This is a genomic window from Candidatus Planktophila dulcis (assembly GCF_002288225.1).
GTDB classification, from domain to species: Bacteria; Actinomycetota; Actinomycetes; order Nanopelagicales; family Nanopelagicaceae; genus Planktophila; species Planktophila dulcis.
In genome coordinates, this window is record NZ_CP016777.1 from 967,620 (window position 1) to 983,674 (window position 16,055).

The 16,055-nt window shown below is 48.2% G+C and carries 13 protein-coding genes; all 13 read right to left on the reverse strand.

Annotation, left to right across the window (positions count from 1 at the left end; all coding sequences use genetic code 11):
• Window positions 1–4: 4 nt before the first annotated feature.
• The 13 genes from secA to fdxA all read right to left on the reverse strand — a co-directional run bounded on the left by secA (window position 5) and on the right by fdxA (window position 16,030).
• Window positions 5–2,677, reverse strand: coding sequence for a preprotein translocase subunit SecA (gene secA / locus A1sIIA65_RS04945; protein ID WP_095676453.1), 2,673 nt, complete (start codon window positions 2,675–2,677; stop codon window positions 5–7).
• Between the two features lie 47 nt (window positions 2,678–2,724).
• Window positions 2,725–3,363, reverse strand: a complete 639-nt coding sequence (locus tag A1sIIA65_RS04950) for a ComF family protein (RefSeq protein ID WP_125932728.1) — start codon at window positions 3,361–3,363, stop codon at window positions 2,725–2,727.
• Between the two features lie 31 nt (window positions 3,364–3,394).
• Window positions 3,395–4,963, reverse strand: coding sequence for an MtrAB system histidine kinase MtrB (mtrB, locus tag A1sIIA65_RS04955; RefSeq protein ID WP_095676455.1), 1,569 nt, complete (start codon window positions 4,961–4,963; stop codon window positions 3,395–3,397).
• A 16-nt stretch (window positions 4,964–4,979) separates the two neighbouring features.
• Window positions 4,980–5,660: an MtrAB system response regulator MtrA gene (gene mtrA / locus A1sIIA65_RS04960; RefSeq protein WP_095676456.1), complete on the reverse strand. Its 681-nt coding sequence runs from the start codon at window positions 5,658–5,660 to the stop codon at window positions 4,980–4,982.
• On the reverse strand, window positions 5,661–6,941 hold the full coding sequence (gene ahcY, locus A1sIIA65_RS04965; RefSeq protein WP_190277104.1) for an adenosylhomocysteinase: 1,281 nt from the start codon (window positions 6,939–6,941) through the stop codon (window positions 5,661–5,663).
• A 98-nt stretch (window positions 6,942–7,039) separates the two neighbouring features.
• Window positions 7,040–8,419, reverse strand: coding sequence for a phosphomannomutase/phosphoglucomutase (locus A1sIIA65_RS04970; RefSeq protein ID WP_095676458.1), 1,380 nt, complete (start codon window positions 8,417–8,419; stop codon window positions 7,040–7,042).
• Window positions 8,420–8,455: 36 nt separating this feature from the next.
• Entirely contained in the window at window positions 8,456–8,827 is a 372-nt protein-coding gene (locus A1sIIA65_RS04975; protein WP_095676459.1) for a DUF3499 domain-containing protein, read from the reverse strand.
• A gap of 32 nt (window positions 8,828–8,859) precedes the next feature.
• Window positions 8,860–10,161, reverse strand: coding sequence for a DUF5719 family protein (locus A1sIIA65_RS04980; protein WP_095676460.1), 1,302 nt, complete (start codon window positions 10,159–10,161; stop codon window positions 8,860–8,862).
• Window positions 10,158–13,193 (reverse strand): glycosyltransferase, encoded by a 3,036-nt coding sequence (locus A1sIIA65_RS04985; RefSeq protein ID WP_095676461.1) that lies wholly within the window; start codon window positions 13,191–13,193, stop codon window positions 10,158–10,160. Before A1sIIA65_RS04985 ends, A1sIIA65_RS04980 begins: the two co-directional genes overlap by 4 nt.
• A gap of 42 nt (window positions 13,194–13,235) precedes the next feature.
• Window positions 13,236–13,544: a WhiB family transcriptional regulator gene (locus A1sIIA65_RS04990; RefSeq protein ID WP_223298028.1), complete on the reverse strand. Its 309-nt coding sequence runs from the start codon at window positions 13,542–13,544 to the stop codon at window positions 13,236–13,238.
• Between the two features lie 149 nt (window positions 13,545–13,693).
• The gene (locus A1sIIA65_RS04995) at window positions 13,694–14,650 is read right to left on the reverse strand and encodes a nucleotidyltransferase family protein (RefSeq protein WP_095676462.1); all 957 of its coding nucleotides are present in this window, start codon (window positions 14,648–14,650) and stop codon (window positions 13,694–13,696) included.
• Window positions 14,650–15,747 carry a succinyldiaminopimelate transaminase gene (gene dapC / locus A1sIIA65_RS05000; RefSeq protein WP_095676463.1) on the reverse strand — a complete coding sequence of 366 codons (1,098 nt, stop codon included), beginning with the start codon at window positions 15,745–15,747 and terminating at the stop codon, window positions 14,650–14,652. The genes A1sIIA65_RS04995 and dapC overlap by 1 nt, the downstream gene beginning before the upstream one ends.
• On the reverse strand, window positions 15,710–16,030 hold the full coding sequence (gene fdxA / locus A1sIIA65_RS05005) for a ferredoxin (RefSeq protein ID WP_095676464.1): 321 nt from the start codon (window positions 16,028–16,030) through the stop codon (window positions 15,710–15,712). Before fdxA ends, dapC begins: the two co-directional genes overlap by 38 nt.
• Window positions 16,031–16,055: the final 25 nt, after the last annotated feature.

The window sequence follows — 16,055 nt, forward strand, 5'->3', positions numbered from 1 at the left end:
AGAGTTATGCGGCGCCGTGGCAACGCTTGTACTTCTTTCCAGAACCACATGGGCACTGGCTATTACGTGAAACATCACCCGATGAAGCAACACCATTTTCATCTGCTGCTGTGTATTTCAACGGCGCAGTTTGAGCGGGCTTCTCATCAACGCCGCGAGCTTTCACCTGTGATCCATCACCTTCGATAGTGACTTCAACGTTAAAGACAAGGCTTGCAAGTTCTTCCTTGATGGCATCCATCATCGCTGCAAAGAGTTCATATCCTTCGCGCTGATATTCAACCAATGGGTCACGTTGCGCCATGGCACGAAGTCCGATTCCCTCTTGGAGATAATCCATCTCATAGAGGTGCTCGCGCCACTTTCGATCGAGGACAGAGAGTAGAACCTTGCGCTCGAGCTCGCGTAGAACATCGACACCAAGATCTTCTTCGCGCTTCTTATATGCAGCAGCTGCATCATCCAAGATGCGAGCCTCAAGGAAATCAACATCGAGTGCTGAAGTTGATCCAACCTCAGCGATGATCTGCTCAGGTGTAAATGAAATTGGATAGATAAGTTTGAGAGCTGTCCAGAGCTGGGCCAGATCCCAATCTTCTCCAAAACCTTGTGCAGCAGCTGCACGCACGTATGCAGATAACGTATCTGCCATAAAGTCATTGACCTGCTCACCGATATCTTTGCCTTCAAGTACTAAGCGGCGCTCTCCATAGATCACTTCACGTTGGCGGTTCATGACATCGTCATACTTCAAAACATTCTTTCGGATTTCAAAGTTCTGAGCTTCAACCTGTGTCTGGGCTGAGCGAATTGCATTTGAGACCATCTTGGATTCGATGGGTTCATCTTCAGGTAGTCCTGCAGCTGCCAATACTCGCTCAACAATTCCTGAGTTAAAGCGGCGCATCAAATCATCTTGAAGTGAGAGATAGAAACGAGATTCACCAGGATCGCCTTGGCGACCTGAACGTCCACGTAGCTGGTTATCAATACGACGAGATTCGTGGCGCTCAGTTCCTAATACATAGAGACCGCCCAGTGAAATCACTTCTTCATGTTCTCTAGCGATTGCATCTTTCTGCTTTGCAATCTCTGCAGGCCATGCAGCTTCATACTCAGGTGCGTTATCTACTGGAGAAAGCCCACGACGTTGAAGTTCGAAATCTGCCATGAACTCAGGGTTTCCTCCGAGCATGATGTCAGTACCGCGACCTGCCATATTGGTTGCAACGGTGACTGCGCCCTTCACACCTGCACGAGCAACGATTGCTGCTTCGCGCTCGTGATGTTTAGCGTTCAATACTTCGTGGGGAACGCCCGCTTTCTTTAAGAATGCTGAGAGTTCTTCAGATTTTTCAACGCTGACAGTTCCAACCAATACTGGCTGGCCTTTGCGATGGCGTTCGACGATATCGCGAGTAACGGCTGCAAACTTTCCTACTTCAGATTTATAGACCAAGTCGGCTTGATCAAGGCGTTGCATATCGCGGTTTGTAGGAATAGGAACAACACCAAGCTTGTAAATTTGGTGGAATTCAGATGCCTCAGTCATTGCAGTACCTGTCATGCCTGAAATAGTTTCGTAGAGACGGAAGTAGTTCTGCAGCGTAATCGTTGCCAGAGTCTGGTTCTCATCCTTGATTTCAATATGCTCTTTTGCCTCAAGTGCTTGGTGTAGACCTTCGCTATAGCGACGTCCTGCCAGCATGCGTCCTGTGTGCTCATCAACGATCAAGAGCTCACCATTCATCACTACATAATCCTTATCGCGCTTAAAGAGCTCTTTAGCGCGCACTGAGTTATTCAAATAGCCAATTAGCGTTGTATTTGCTGCCTCATAGAGGTTTTCAATCTTAAGAAGCTCTTCAACCTTTGTGACGCCATCTTCAAGAATGCCGACGGTCTTCTTCTTCTCATCAACCTCATAGTGCGCATCACGCTGGAGCTTGCCCGCAATATTTGCAAACTCGACATACCACTTGGTTGCTTTATCAGCCGGTCCACTGATGATCAAAGGTGTACGAGCTTCATCGATAAGAATGGAGTCCACTTCATCGACAACAGCGAAGAAGTGGTCGCGCTGAACACAATCTTCCAGCGACCATGCCATATTGTCGCGAAGGTAATCAAAACCAAATTCATTATTTGTGCCATAGGTAATATCTGACATATATGCAGCGCGACGCTCTGCCGGAGTCATACTGTTAAGAATGACACCAACGCTTAAGCCGAGGAAGCGATGGATGCGACCCATCCATTCACTATCGCGCTCAGCGAGATAATCATTGACTGTAACGACGTGAACACCTCGACCTGCGAGAGCATTGAGGTAGGAAGGAAGAGTTGCAACGAGAGTCTTACCTTCACCAGTACGCATTTCGGCGATATTTCCGCTGTGAAGTGCTGCCCCGCCCATTAGCTGAACATCGTAATGACGCTGACCCAAGGTGCGCTGTGCTGCTTCACGGACAACTGCGAATGCCTCTGGCATTAGGTCATCAAGAGTTTCACCTTGTGTAAAGCGTGACTTGAATTCTTCTGTCTTTGCGCGCAGCTGCTCGTCAGATAGTGGAGTGATGGAAGCTTCAAGGGCATTGACCTTGTCGACGATCTTGCTCAAGTCGCGAAGGATTTTGCCTTCGCCAGCTCGCATGATTCGATCGAGAATTGAAGCCATCGGTCTACCTTCCAGTTGCTGTACTACAGGGCGCTAAATCAACCCCCTTATCGTAGGGGTTCTGCAACGCAGGCTGTTACGCCGGCTGCCACCTCAATGCCTAGTTCACGCAGGGCTCGCGCAGCTTCATGCAGAGTTGCCCCAGTTGTGACGAGGTCGTCAATCAAAAAAGCCTTTCCACTGAGATATCTCAGCCCTTTAAGTGCTCCCGCTAAGTTTTCGACTCTCGCTCTTGCATCCAGTGCTGATTGATCTCTCACTTTTCTTACATGTATGAGATTTTCAAATGTTGGCAATCCGCAGCTCTTGCTCAATTGCTCTGACAAATCACACATAAATTGCCGCCCTCGCAATCGTGCGATGCTAGGTCGTGATGGAATCGGAATGAGCATTCCTATTCCTTGCTCCTTCACACAGTATGAAAGTGATTTCTTAAGAGCATCGATCATCAATTCATCTGCCTGAACCAGGCTATTTTCTTTGGCAGCAAGAAGCACCTTTCCTGCAATCGGTGAATACTCAATCGCTGAATAGATTGGGAATTTCGGATTGCTTCGAGAATTGCGCGTGAAGATATGTGGGTGCCATTGGCTGCGACAGAGCGAACAGATTGAAAGCCCCAAAGCTGAACATCCCAGACAACGGACAGGAAATATCATTTCTTGCAGGGCTTGAATACTTCTCACTCGCGCATTGTGAACGAGAGGCTAGAGCTATTTACAGATAAAAATTCTCTTCGTGGAAATCTTTTGGCGCAGCCTTTATTGGTCGTCCTTCAATAGATTCTCCCGCTTTGCGTGGCAGGGTAAGTACAAATTGAGCTCCAAGGCCTGGTCGGCCCCACGCATCGAGTTCGCCGTTATGTAGTCGGGCATCTTCGAGTGCGATCGATAGACCAAGGCCAGTGCCGCCACGAACTCGAGCACGGGAAGGGTCTGCGCGCCAGAATCGGTCGAAGACTCGTATTAATGATGATTCATCAAGGCCAGATCCAAAATCTCGCACAGCAATACCGACATCACTATCGGTTGCAACGATGGTGACGATTACTTGCTGACCGTCGGCATGATCGAGGGCATTAGATAAGAGATTGCGCATAATGCGCTCAACGCGCCTGACATCAGCCTGAATATTGACCTTGCCTAGCTCACAAAGAACTCGAATACCTGACTCTGTATCAATATCGCCTAGCTCAAAATCTTTGACGCATTTCTGCACAAGTGCAACGACATCAAAGTCAACCGGCTCAAGGACTGCGACCTCTGCATCGAATCGACTTACTTCAAGCAGGTCTTCAAGTAATCGCTCGAAGCGATCAATCTGGGCTGCTAAGAGTTCAGAACTTCGTGCAACCAATGGGTCAAACGATGTGCGCTGGTTGTAGATAACTTCAGATGCCATACGAAGAGTGGTCAGTGGTGTGCGCAGTTCATGAGAAACATCCGAAACAAAACGTTGCTGTACTCGAGAAAGGTTTTCAAGGCGAGTGATTTGCTGCTCAATAGATTGCGCCATCTCGTTATATGAATTGGCAAGGGTTGCCATCTCATCCTGAGATTCGATCTTCATGCGCTGGCTGAAATCACCCAAGGTAAATTGCGTTGCGATGCGCGCAGCATCACGTACGGGCCGGACAACTTGTCGTACTACCAGCCATGTGATCAAGCCAATCAGAAAGATCAGTCCAAATCCCGTGAAGAGAAGAGAGTTTCGAATGAGCGCCAGCGTGGCTGTCTGATTTTCAAGAGAGAAGACAATATACATTTCATACTGTCCGCCTGAAGGAATGTTTACTCTCTTTCCTACGATCAGTACTTGTCGAGATACTCCTGAGTTCTCTTTCGCCTGGGCATAGCTATTTTCAATCTTGGTTCCAGAGATAACCTTCTTCCTTAGGTCGGCCGGGATAGAGGAGCTCTTGATGCGCGCTGAAGCCATCTCGTAAGAAACCTTTTTATTGGTATTTGCCGGAACTTTGAGGAAGATGATTTCTCGTCGCGCTTCTTTCACTACTTGAGTAGTGGCATTCACAACTATGTCGGCAAGAATTTTCTTACGTGCCTCTGTTGTTGAATCGCGTGAAATCGCCAACTTATACTCTGCATCAAAGAAGGTGAACTTGGACTCTGAAAGTGCAGAGTTAAAAGCAGATGAGCGAAGGCCATCAGATAAGCGTGAATTAAGCGCGGAACCGACTAAAGAGATTACGCCCAGAGAAAGTAGAACTGTCGAGAGAATGACTTTGATTGCAAGTGATTGCGATAGTGTCTTGCGAATATCCATCATGGATGTGTGAGCCCCTTTACGCTGGGCCGCCTGCCTTATAGCCAACACCACGAACTGTCATAACAATTTCAGGATGCTCAGGATCGTGCTCGATCTTTGAACGAAGACGTTGAACGTGAACATTTACTAGGCGAGTATCCGTGCTGTGACGATAGCCCCAAACCTCACTGAGCAGCGCATCGCGCGTGAAGACTCGTCCTGGATCTTTAGCAAGTGCCACTAGAAGGTCGAATTCAAGACGTGTGAGCTGAATAGATGTAGCACCACGATGGACTTCATGAGCTGTCACATCGATGGTGAGATCTCCGATGGTGAGTAGACCTGTGACATCGGCATTGGTGCGACGAAGACGTGTGCGAATTCGAGCTATGAGCTCGGCCTTATCGCGAAAGGGCTTTTGCATGTAATCATCTGCGCCAGCTTCAAGGCCACGGACAATGTCCTGTGTTTCACCTTTAGCGCTGAGCATGACGATTGGAACCATTGATTCTTGTCTGATTAATCTGCAGACCTCAATGCCATCAATTCCTGGCAACATCACATCGAGTAAGACGAGGTCTGGAGGATTATTTCTAAATACCTCCAGCGCCTCATCTCCGCGACTGACAAGATCTACATCGAAGCCTGAACTTGTGAGAACAATTCCAAGCATTTCTGCGAGGTCTTGATCGTCATCGACGACCATAACCAAGGTCATTTATGAACCGTGCTCCCAAGAGTTGAGGTACATATCTTGTGCAGGTGTAAGCGTGTCGATGCGTCCACCCATTGACTTGAGTTTCAGTGAAGCAACTTCCTTATCAATGTATGTAGGAACTTCGTGAACACCAGCTGGAAGATTCTTTGCTTCCTTGACTAAGTATTCAGCTGTAAGTGCCTGATCAGAGAATGACATATCCATTACTGATGCTGGGTGACCTTCTGCAGCTCCAAGGTTTACAAGGCGTCCTTCTGCAAGAAGAAGTAGGCGACGGCCATCCTTCATGACGTATTCGTCAGTCTGGTGACGCATCTTCTCGTTCTTCTTTACTGAGTTCTGCTCAAGCCATGCAACATCGATTTCGATATCAAAGTGACCTGAGTTGGCCATGATTGCGCCATCCTTCATCACTGCGAAGTGCTCATCGCGAAGAACATCGCGGTTACCTGTAACGGTAATGAATACATCGCCGACCTTTGCCGCATCAACCATTGGCATAACGCGGAATCCCTGCATCATGGCATCAAGTGCCTTAGTTGGATCGATTTCAGTGACAACAACATCAGCGCCCATGCCCTTGGCACGTTCTGCAACGCCCTTACCGCAGTAACCAAATCCAGCAACAACGACGATGCGTCCTGCAAGAAGGAAGTTAGTCGCACGGAATACAGCATCCAGTGTCGACTGACCTGTTCCATAACGGTTATCGAACATGTGCTTTGTATCAGTGTCATTGACAGCGATCATTGGGAAAGTCAGTGCGCCATCTTTTGCCATCTGGTTCAGACGGATAACACCCGTTGTTGTCTCCTCGCAACCACCAGCGATGTTGGGAAGAAGTTCCTTACGGGTTGTGTGAAGAGTGTTCACGAGGTCGCAACCATCATCAAAGACTTGGTGTGGGTTGATATCAAGTGCTGCGTTGATGTGTGCGTAGTAACCATCACGGTCGACTGAGTTACGTGCAAATACTGAAATACCGTATTCGTGAACGAGCGCAGCTGCTGTGTCATCTTGTGTTGAAAGTGGGTTTGAAGCACAGAGTGCGATATCAGCGCCTCCTGCTTTAAGAACGCGCATCAAGTTTGCAGTCTCTGTTGTGACGTGCATGCATGCTGCGATACGTACGCCTACGAATGGTTGTGACTTTTCAAAACGCTCACGGATCTGAGCAAGCACAGGCATGTTGCGCTCTGCCCATTCGATCTTCTTACGGCCAGCTTCAGCAAGTGATGCATCTGCAATGTCATGCTTTGGAATAGTTGTGACAGGTGTCATGTGTATTTTTCTCCCTAGTGTAAAAACGGCTGTTTTATTCGCTTGACCTTCGGCGTAGGGCTCTACTGTGCTAGTCGGCTATGGGCATAGCCTACTAGTTACGGGATTAATACGAGGATGTCGAGGTCGCCTCGAATGGTGTTAAGTACATCATCTCGAACCTTCTTCATGCGGGCCTCTGTTGAAGCCTCAACGTTGAGTCGAAGGAGGGGCTCGGTATTGGATGCGCGCAGGTTAAACCACCAGGTATCGCCATTGATGGTCAGGCCATCCAGATGATCAACTTCAACACCATCTTTCTTTCCATAGATTCCTTCAATTTTAGCCATCGCAGCTTTAGCATCCGAAACCGTTGAATTGATTTCACCGCTTGAGTGATATCGATTAAATGGAGCTAGAAGTTTTGACAGCGAAGTCTTTCTTTCTCCAAGAGCTGCGATTGCGTGGAGGGCTGCAAGCATTCCTGAATCTGCCTTCCAGAAATCGCGGAAGTAGAAGTGACCTGAATGCTCTCCCCCGAATACAGCGTTTGTCTCAGCCATCAACTTCTTAATATATGAGTGGCCCACTCGTGAGCGAACTGCAGTGCCACCATTTTCTTCAACAACTTCCTTCACTGCGCGCGATGAGATTAAGTTATAAATAATGTTTGAGCCTGGATGAAGCTTGAGTTCGCGGGTGGCTATCAAAGATGTGAGAGAAGATGGATTTACGAGATCTCCATTCTCATCCACAAGGAAGCAGCGATCGGCATCACCATCAAAGGCAAGGCCAATATCTGCGCCATGCTTCTTCACAGCCTTCTGGAGATCTTTAAGATTTGATGGCTCAATCGGATTTGCTTCATGGTTGGGGAAGGTGCCATCGAGCTCAAAATACATCTCAATAACTTCAGCGTTCAGGCGCTTAAAGACTGCAGGTGCTGTGTATCCACCCATTCCATTACCGGCATCAATAACTATTTTCAGTGGTCGAATGGCTGAGACATCAACGAGTGAGAGAAGGTGATCTACATACTCCTCAAGCATGTTCTGAGTCTTCTCAACTCCAACGTTACGCATCGCCATAGGAGTTCCTTCTTTGACGAAGTTTTCAATGGTTACTAGACCCGACTCTTTACCAATGGGTCTTGCGCCACTAAAGCAGAGTTTGATTCCGTTGTAGGCAGCAGGATTATGGCTTGCAGTGAACATCGCACCTGGAAGATTGAGCTTTCCTGATGCGAAATACAACATATCTGTTGAGGCTAAACCAATACGAATGACATCAAGTCCTTGAGAGGTAATTCCTGCAGCAAATGCAGTTGCAAGTGTGGGAGATGACGGGCGCATATCTTCACCGATTACCACAGTGCCCGGTTCGCGCTCTAATTCAAGAAATCGAGCAACGGCAACACCTGTAGCAAAGGCAAAATCAGGGGTGAGTTCTTTATCGACTAGACCACGTATGTCATAGGCCTTAAAGATAGATGCGCTCATATGGATATCGTAAAGAGAAGAGTGTGGAAATAGAAATTAGGAAGGGACTGCGCGTAAGTGACCACGTCGACCCACGCTTGACTGGGATGGCGATGTTGATACTTCGTGCTCAGAGGCGAGTGCAACCTGAGCTACTTCGCGGACTGCATCTGCAATTGCCATCAAATCATCATCACTGGGTCCAGCGCTATCAACATCAACGCTCTGACGAATTACATTCCAACCATTGGGAACTGTAAGCCGTGCTGAATGTTTTTCACAGAGATCATAGGAATGTGGTTCAGAGAAAGTAGCAAGTGGACCTAGGACTGCTGTGGAATCTGCATAGATATATGTCAGAGTCATCGATGCGACGGAGCGACAAGTCACACGTGAACACACGCGACCTGTCCGTACTTGATTACTCATGTCAACAAGATTAGTGGGGGTGAGTCCGAAAGTTAGGGATTGAGTACTCGAATATTCGATGCGGGTACAGAAGATTTTGCTAGAACGCTGCCAGCATTGAGTGGGATGTAGCCATAGCCACTCTTGGATGCGATCAGTGCAGCGCCCGATGTGCCCGATGAGATTGCGCTAAATGAGACTGCTCGTACAGAATCAGGAACGACATAGGTTGCAATATCCTCGGCTGCAATCTTGATCGTCTTCGTTTTGCCATTGGTATAGGTCAGCTCCAGATTGACCTTGATGCCAGTGCCAGTAAATACAAGGGTAGGAGCCAATCCTGTTGTGGCAAGGGTGTACTCAGTCAGATCTTCGGCTGCAGTACTCCAGACAAAGTCACGCTTTCCCTTCACCAAAGTCTGAGAGAAGACAGAGCCAAGGATTGGTTGATCCGATGAAATATGCAGCGCAAATTTTCCAGATTCCATCGTCACATCCAGGGGAATTTCAATGACTTTCTTATGTGCAATCACTCTTCCATCAATACCAGCTGGGGCAAATGTTCCATCTGTTGATTTGATTACCGCAGTAATTCGCGCATCAACATCACCGGGAACAAGAAGGCGCAGAGTATGCGGTGTGGAGCCCCGCCTTCCAGTCTGTTGAGGTATTGCAGGGATTTGCAACTTCTTTATTGGCTCCCTTGTTGAATTCACAATATCTCCACCGAGGGCCTTTAACCCTTTGCCACGTTCATCGATGACAAATCCATTCACGCGTCCCGAACGAGGAAGTAAATGGATGGCAATCTGCTTAGAGCCCGGCGCCAAGGACGCCAACGAAATAGATGTAAAGGTATTTGGTTTGAGTGAAATGGTGCGTGGAGTGATTGCTCCATTTTCAGTAAACAGCTTTATCTCAACCAGTGCGCGACCTAGACCACTATTAACAACGTTGAGTGAACCTTTAGATGTGATATCTGCAGTTGCGCCGACAAACCACTGCGATGCAACCGGTGCACTGCAGGGAACAGCGCCCGCCCACACTCCCGTGCGCACTTGCCATGCAACAGGAGTGATAACACCTGCTTCAATCACAGCAGATTGTGCAGCCACTGCAAAGCGCCTAATGCCAACCTCTGACGTCTGCATCGATGAGGTTCCAGTTTTGCGCACAAGTGTCTTCGGGCTTGTTAAAGAAATTGCAGTAGATAGGCCTGCTGTATTGGGTGGGCATACCGATGCTGGGTATGAAGAGTTAAACCTGCTGGTTGAGACTGTGAAATTAAGTATGTTGCTCAGAAAGAGCACTGTTGCAGTGGCGATAGCAAGGATCAATATGCGTTGGTTTTTCATGCAATCACCGCATCTTCAATTTCACTTCTGCGACGACCTGAAGGGAGGGCGAGAACAACTGTGGTGACCAACACGATGAGGAATAGTGAGATCCATCCACGTCTGATAGTGCCATCGTGAATGACTGAGATATCTCCCCCTGTTGTGACCTCAAATGATGGGAGTTCGTTGGCATTCTCAATTTTTGCTAAGCGGTATCCATTCTGGAAAATCTGCCATGCATTGCTATAGCTCTCAGTTAATGTGATTGTTCCTGGAGAAGGTGCATAGGCGCGCACGCCTTTAGAGGCAAGAGTCATCTCTTTGCCAGAGTAATCAACAAATCTTAATCGTCCAGTATCTTTCAAAACTCGCCAAACAATTCCAGCATTTGTTGCAGATGTTCGATTAAAACCACCTAGGCCATCGATTGTTTGTACAACATCATTGCTGACTGGATTCTTTAAGAACACATACTTAATGCCATAAGTTGAGAAAATATTGCTTGATGTGACGCCAGTGTTGTCAACAAGCCCCTCGATAGCTTGAGTCAGAACGGGAAGATCTTTCGGAGCAACATCTGGTTCGCCCAACATAATCGCAGATCCTCGTGAAATGTAATACGACAATGTGGTCTGATTGTTATGTCGATATGAACGTAGAACAACAGTTTTGGCATCTTTCTCAATAGCAAGAAAGGCTGGAAGTATCTCCTTTGATGTAGTTCGAAGAGGTGAATCAGCTCCGGCAGTGACTAGCCAGAAAGTTGAAGTGACTGAGTAAGCCATCGTAATGAGTAGAACTAGTGCAACCGAGACGTGACGGTAATTCACGTGTGACTGTTCAAGTCGGGCGCGAACTTTGTCGAACATCACCACAGCCGATGTAATCGATAGCAAGGTGGCAACTGCAATGAATGTGGCTGCATTAGCGCGAGTACTGGTAGCTGAACCGTTTCCTGAGACAACGAGTGCACTGAAGAACGTTCCAGCAAGCAAGAAGATTAAACCTAGCGTTGCAAATTTGCGCGAGGCAGTTGTTGAAAAGAATGTAACAAGGAGAACGATCGCTATTGGGCTTACAGACCACCATGGAAGTGAACCTGGACCACCAGGGTTTGCAAAGAATGCGAAGTTGGCACCGCCTCCTGGGATAGTGAGTCCGATCTCTGCAAGAAGTCGTGTTGGCTTCATAAAGACTGCAAAGGAACCAGGCGCTGATAAGAGAATAGGCAGAACCACCAAGGTGGTCCTGCGAATGACTCTCTCAATAAAGAGTGGATCTTTATGGTTCTTCTGCGCACGTAGAAAATCTCTATAGAGAGCAAAAGCTACTGCGGCAATCAGAATCAGGAGCACCGATGGGTTAAAGGCAAAGAGCAACCAGATAAAGAGCGAATAGGCGAAGATGCTTCGCCATGTCCGCTTTTCAATATCAACCCAGTTGCGAAGGCCTGCAGCAAATATTGGCAAGAGCGCTATAAAGACAAGCACTCCTAAGCGCCCAGAGTTCACAGCAGCAATTGAGACAGGAGAGAGTGCATATAAGAGCGATGCTCCCGCGGATAGCCACTGGTTATCGGTATAGCGCTTGAGGAATTGATGTGAAGTCAAAAGGAATATAAAGGGGGCTGCAAGAAAGAAGAGAGAGATAAATACCTTCACATTACCGAATGTGAGTAGCGATGCACCGCTGAGGAGTAATACCCATGGAGGCGTCGATAGACCGCTTCCCATTCCAATTTCATGCCAACTTTGGAGATAGAGCTTAAAGAGATCTTGGAAGCTGCTGGGAGATTGCGGAAGCGCTCCCCCAGAGACTGCGCCAAGTCTGTGACGAGCCCAGAATATAGAAATCACAGCAAGAATTGTGAACACCGCAACGAGAGGGCGAGCAAAGACTAATCTCCATGGCTTAACTGAAATCGGAGTAAGTAAATCCTCATCTTCATTGATATTCAGAACACTTGCAGCAGGAACACTTTCATTAACGTCGTCAGGCAGTAAACGCGATCGCAACCTTTCAAATCCGTGAGAAATTGAACTTCGCAGTTGTGTGAATCGCGAGGGAATAAAAGTCTTTACTACGCGGCTTGAAATGTAGCGGCTCGCCTTGCGTACCTTGCGTGCCTTCAGAAGCTCTGTGGGATGAATAAGAAGGGTAGCGATTGCCAAAATCTCATCACTTGCATATCCAGGAAGTTTGGCAAAGAGATATCCAACAGATCGCAGAAGAGCACCTGCAAGCAATTGGATGGATAACCAAGGAAGTGAGTACCAACTTGAATTTGCTAGAAGAACATAGGCAGCGTTGCGGCGATCAAGAAGTAATGGGCGATGCAGGAATGCACCTTTGACATCCACCGCACGCCGTTCATTGCTAGCAGCTTGCGCGTGATACCCAATGGCATCGGTGACAACTGCAACGGAGTGGCCTGCTGTTCGCACTCGCCAGCCAAAATCAACATCATCGCGGAAGAGTTCAAGGTTCTGATCAAATCCACCAAGCTCTTCAAAGACATCGCGTCTGATGAGTGCTCCAGCAGTACTTACTGAGAGAACTTCATATATTCCATCGCGCTGACCTTGGTCATATTCATTTGCTTCAAGACCTGTCCAACGAGCACCGTTACTAGCAAGACTGATTCCAACTTCAAGTAAGTGTGTGCGGTTATGCCACCCGAGTAACTTTGGTCCAGCCATCACAACGCTGGGTCTTTCAGAAAGTGCGCTTAAGAGTGATTCAAGGGCGCGCGGATGCAGTGCGCAATCATCATGGAGAATCCATAACCATTCTTCATCACCTTCGATAGGAGCTGCCAGTTTTTCCACTCCATAGGCAACTGCTTCACCAAAACCTGTTGCGCGATCAAGAGTTGTCACTGGAATGCGAGCGCCTTTAAGAAGTTTTGCCGAACCATCAAGTGAGCCAGTATCGACTGCAAGAATCTGATCAACGTTTCGCGTCTGAGAGACGATCGATGCAACAACTTCAGGCAACCACGTTGACCCATCATGGACAACGAGAATTGCAGAAACGCGTTGCGTACTCATAAGGGAAACTTATCGTTTGAAACGGTGGGTGAAGCGGCGCGCTTAAGCAGGGCGACGCTTGAGACGGCGGCGCTCACGCTCGGAGAGGCCACCCCAGATTCCAAAACGCTCATCATGTGCGAGCGCGTATTCAAGGCACTCTTGGCGGACATCACATGAGAGGCAGACACGCTTTGCTTCGCGTGTAGATCCACCCTTTTCAGGAAAGAAAGCTTCGGGATCTGTCTGAGCGCAGAGAGAGCGCTCTTGCCAGGAGAGTTCAATATTCTCTCCACTTGCTAGTTGGATAGTTGGTCCAGCAGTGGGGGCTGATGGCTTGCCAGTCGATGTTCCTTCTGGGCGGATCGGCATATGAAAAGCTCCTCAAGTCATTAGGGCGCACTTCGGTGTGAAGAACGCGCTCTAGGTATGAATTACACCGTTGTAATCCCTCTGAGTCAACCCCAAGGTTGAGACTTTCCTCAGAAATTTAGGCACAAATGAAGAAAAAATAAAGATTTCTACACAATTATCGGTAAATCGAGCTTTTGTGAGAGGTAATGAGCGCTTTTCTGAACCCCTGCGGCAACTGCTGTGCCATGGGCGATAAATGAATGTGAGAGCCGGGCTCCATCCCCGATTGTGACGTCATCTCCAATGATGCAGTCATCGATATGAACCCCTGCGCCAATGGTGCAGCGAGCACCGATAGATGTTCCACCGGCAATCACCGCATCGGGTGCAATGGTGGTGCCAGCCATCGCCTGGAAATCGCCTTCAACAAGATCGCGCGAGCCCTTAAAGAGCGCCGCTGGAGTTCCCACATCTAACCAATAGGACTGCTCTTTATATCCAAAGACAGATCTACCACTTGCAACGAGTGCGGGGAAAGTTTCGCGTTCAACACTGACTACTGTGCCGAGAGGGATTTTATCAATCACATCAGGGCTAAATACATAGCATCCAGCATTGATTGAGTTCGTGACTGGGTTATCCATCTTCTCAAGAAAAGCTGTGACGCGACCATCGGCATCGGTTGGGACGCAACCAAAGGCGCGAGCATCTTCCACATCAATCAAGTGAAGTGTGACATCTGCCTTGTTATCGGTATGAAACTTGATTTGATCTGCAATCGAATGGCGACTTAAGACATCACCATTGAAGACAACTACTGGTTCATCTCGTCCAAGTAGCTCTGCAGCATTACGAATTGCACCACCTGTGCCAAGAGGTTCTTTCTCAACGGCGTAGAGGATCTTCATCCCCCACTTAGCTCCATCACCGAAGTAGGGAGTAAAGATCTCTGCAAGATATGAGGTTGCTAAGACGAGTGTGTGAACTCCAGCTTTCTTCGCAGCAAGGATTTGATGTTCTGTGACAGGAAGACCTGCAACAGGAAGCATCGGCTTAGGTGATTCATCTGTCAGAGGTTTCAGTCGTGTACCAAAACCACCAACTAAAAGAATGCCTACAGCCATTATTTGGCACCTACTTTGCTGATGATGCGTGCTGCAGCATCTTTTATCTGCGCATCCGTAGCTGTCAGTGCGATACGAATATGGGATGATCCGCCTTCGCCATAGAAGATACCGGGAGTTGCGATGATGCCAAGATCTGCAAGCCATGAGACTGAGTCCCAACAATCTTCTTTGCGGGTGGCCCAGATATAGAGCCCGGCTTCTGAATCTTCGATCGTAAATCCTGCTGCAACAAGTGCCGGTGCAAGAGTTGCGCGACGAGCGTTATAGCGCCCACGTTGTTCTGTCACATGCTTTTCATCAGAGAGAGCTGCAATCATCGCGTGCTGCACAGGCAAGGGCACCATCATCCCTGCATGTTTGCGCACCTCAAGGATTCGAGCAATCAACGCAGCATCTCCCACAATGAAGGCAGCACGATATCCAGCCATAGATGAGCGCTTGGAGAGTGAGAGGACAGAGAGAATGTTGGTGTTATCTCCCCCTGTGTATTGCAAGATGGATGTCGGTTTTACGGAATCTCCAAATTCGAGATAGCACTCATCAGAGACGACAACGCTCTTGTGCTTGCGTGACCAATCGATTGCAGCCTTTAACTCGGCTTCAGTATGAACGCGACCTGTCGGGTTTGATGGTGAGTTCACCCATGCCATATCTGCCTGTGGCCATGAAGTGGCATCGAGTGAGACAGGTGTTGCTTTGGCTTGTGCAAGAAGAGAGCCCACCACATAGGTTGGATATGCAACATCAGGATAGAGAACACTCTGTGCTTCAATGAAAGTAGGAAGCCATGCAACAAACTCTTTTGAACCAATAAGTGGAAGCACGCCGAAGTCACCTGTTGCTCCAAGATATTTCTTTGCCCATGCCGTAATTGCTTCACGCAGTTCAGGAGTTCCTACGGTGACGGGATAACCTGGTGAGTTAGATGCTTTCTGAAATGCTTGCTGAATAAATTCAGGAGTTGGATCTACTGGTGTTCCCACGGAGAGATCGATTGCTCCTTGTGGGTGCGCTCTTGCGATAGCTCCGTATGGGGCTAGCGCATCCCAAGGAAAATCAGGAAGTTTTTGGCGCAAGAGCAGTGACTTCTGCATGGTCGGTATTTGTCTCCCCGACCTTCGCAGCTCCCCCAGGTGAACCGAGTTCGATAAAGAATTCTGTATTGATCTTCTTATAGCCCTGCCACTGACCTGGAACATCATCTTCGTAGTAGATAGCTTCCACTGGACATACTGGTTCGCACGCACCGCAATCAACGCATTCATCAGGCTGGATATAGAGCATGCGGGTTCCGTCATAGATGCAGTCGACGGGGCACTCCTCGCGGCATGACTTATCTTTTACATCCACACACGGTTCAGCAATTACATATGTCACGAAAGTCCTCCGAGGGCTTTAAATA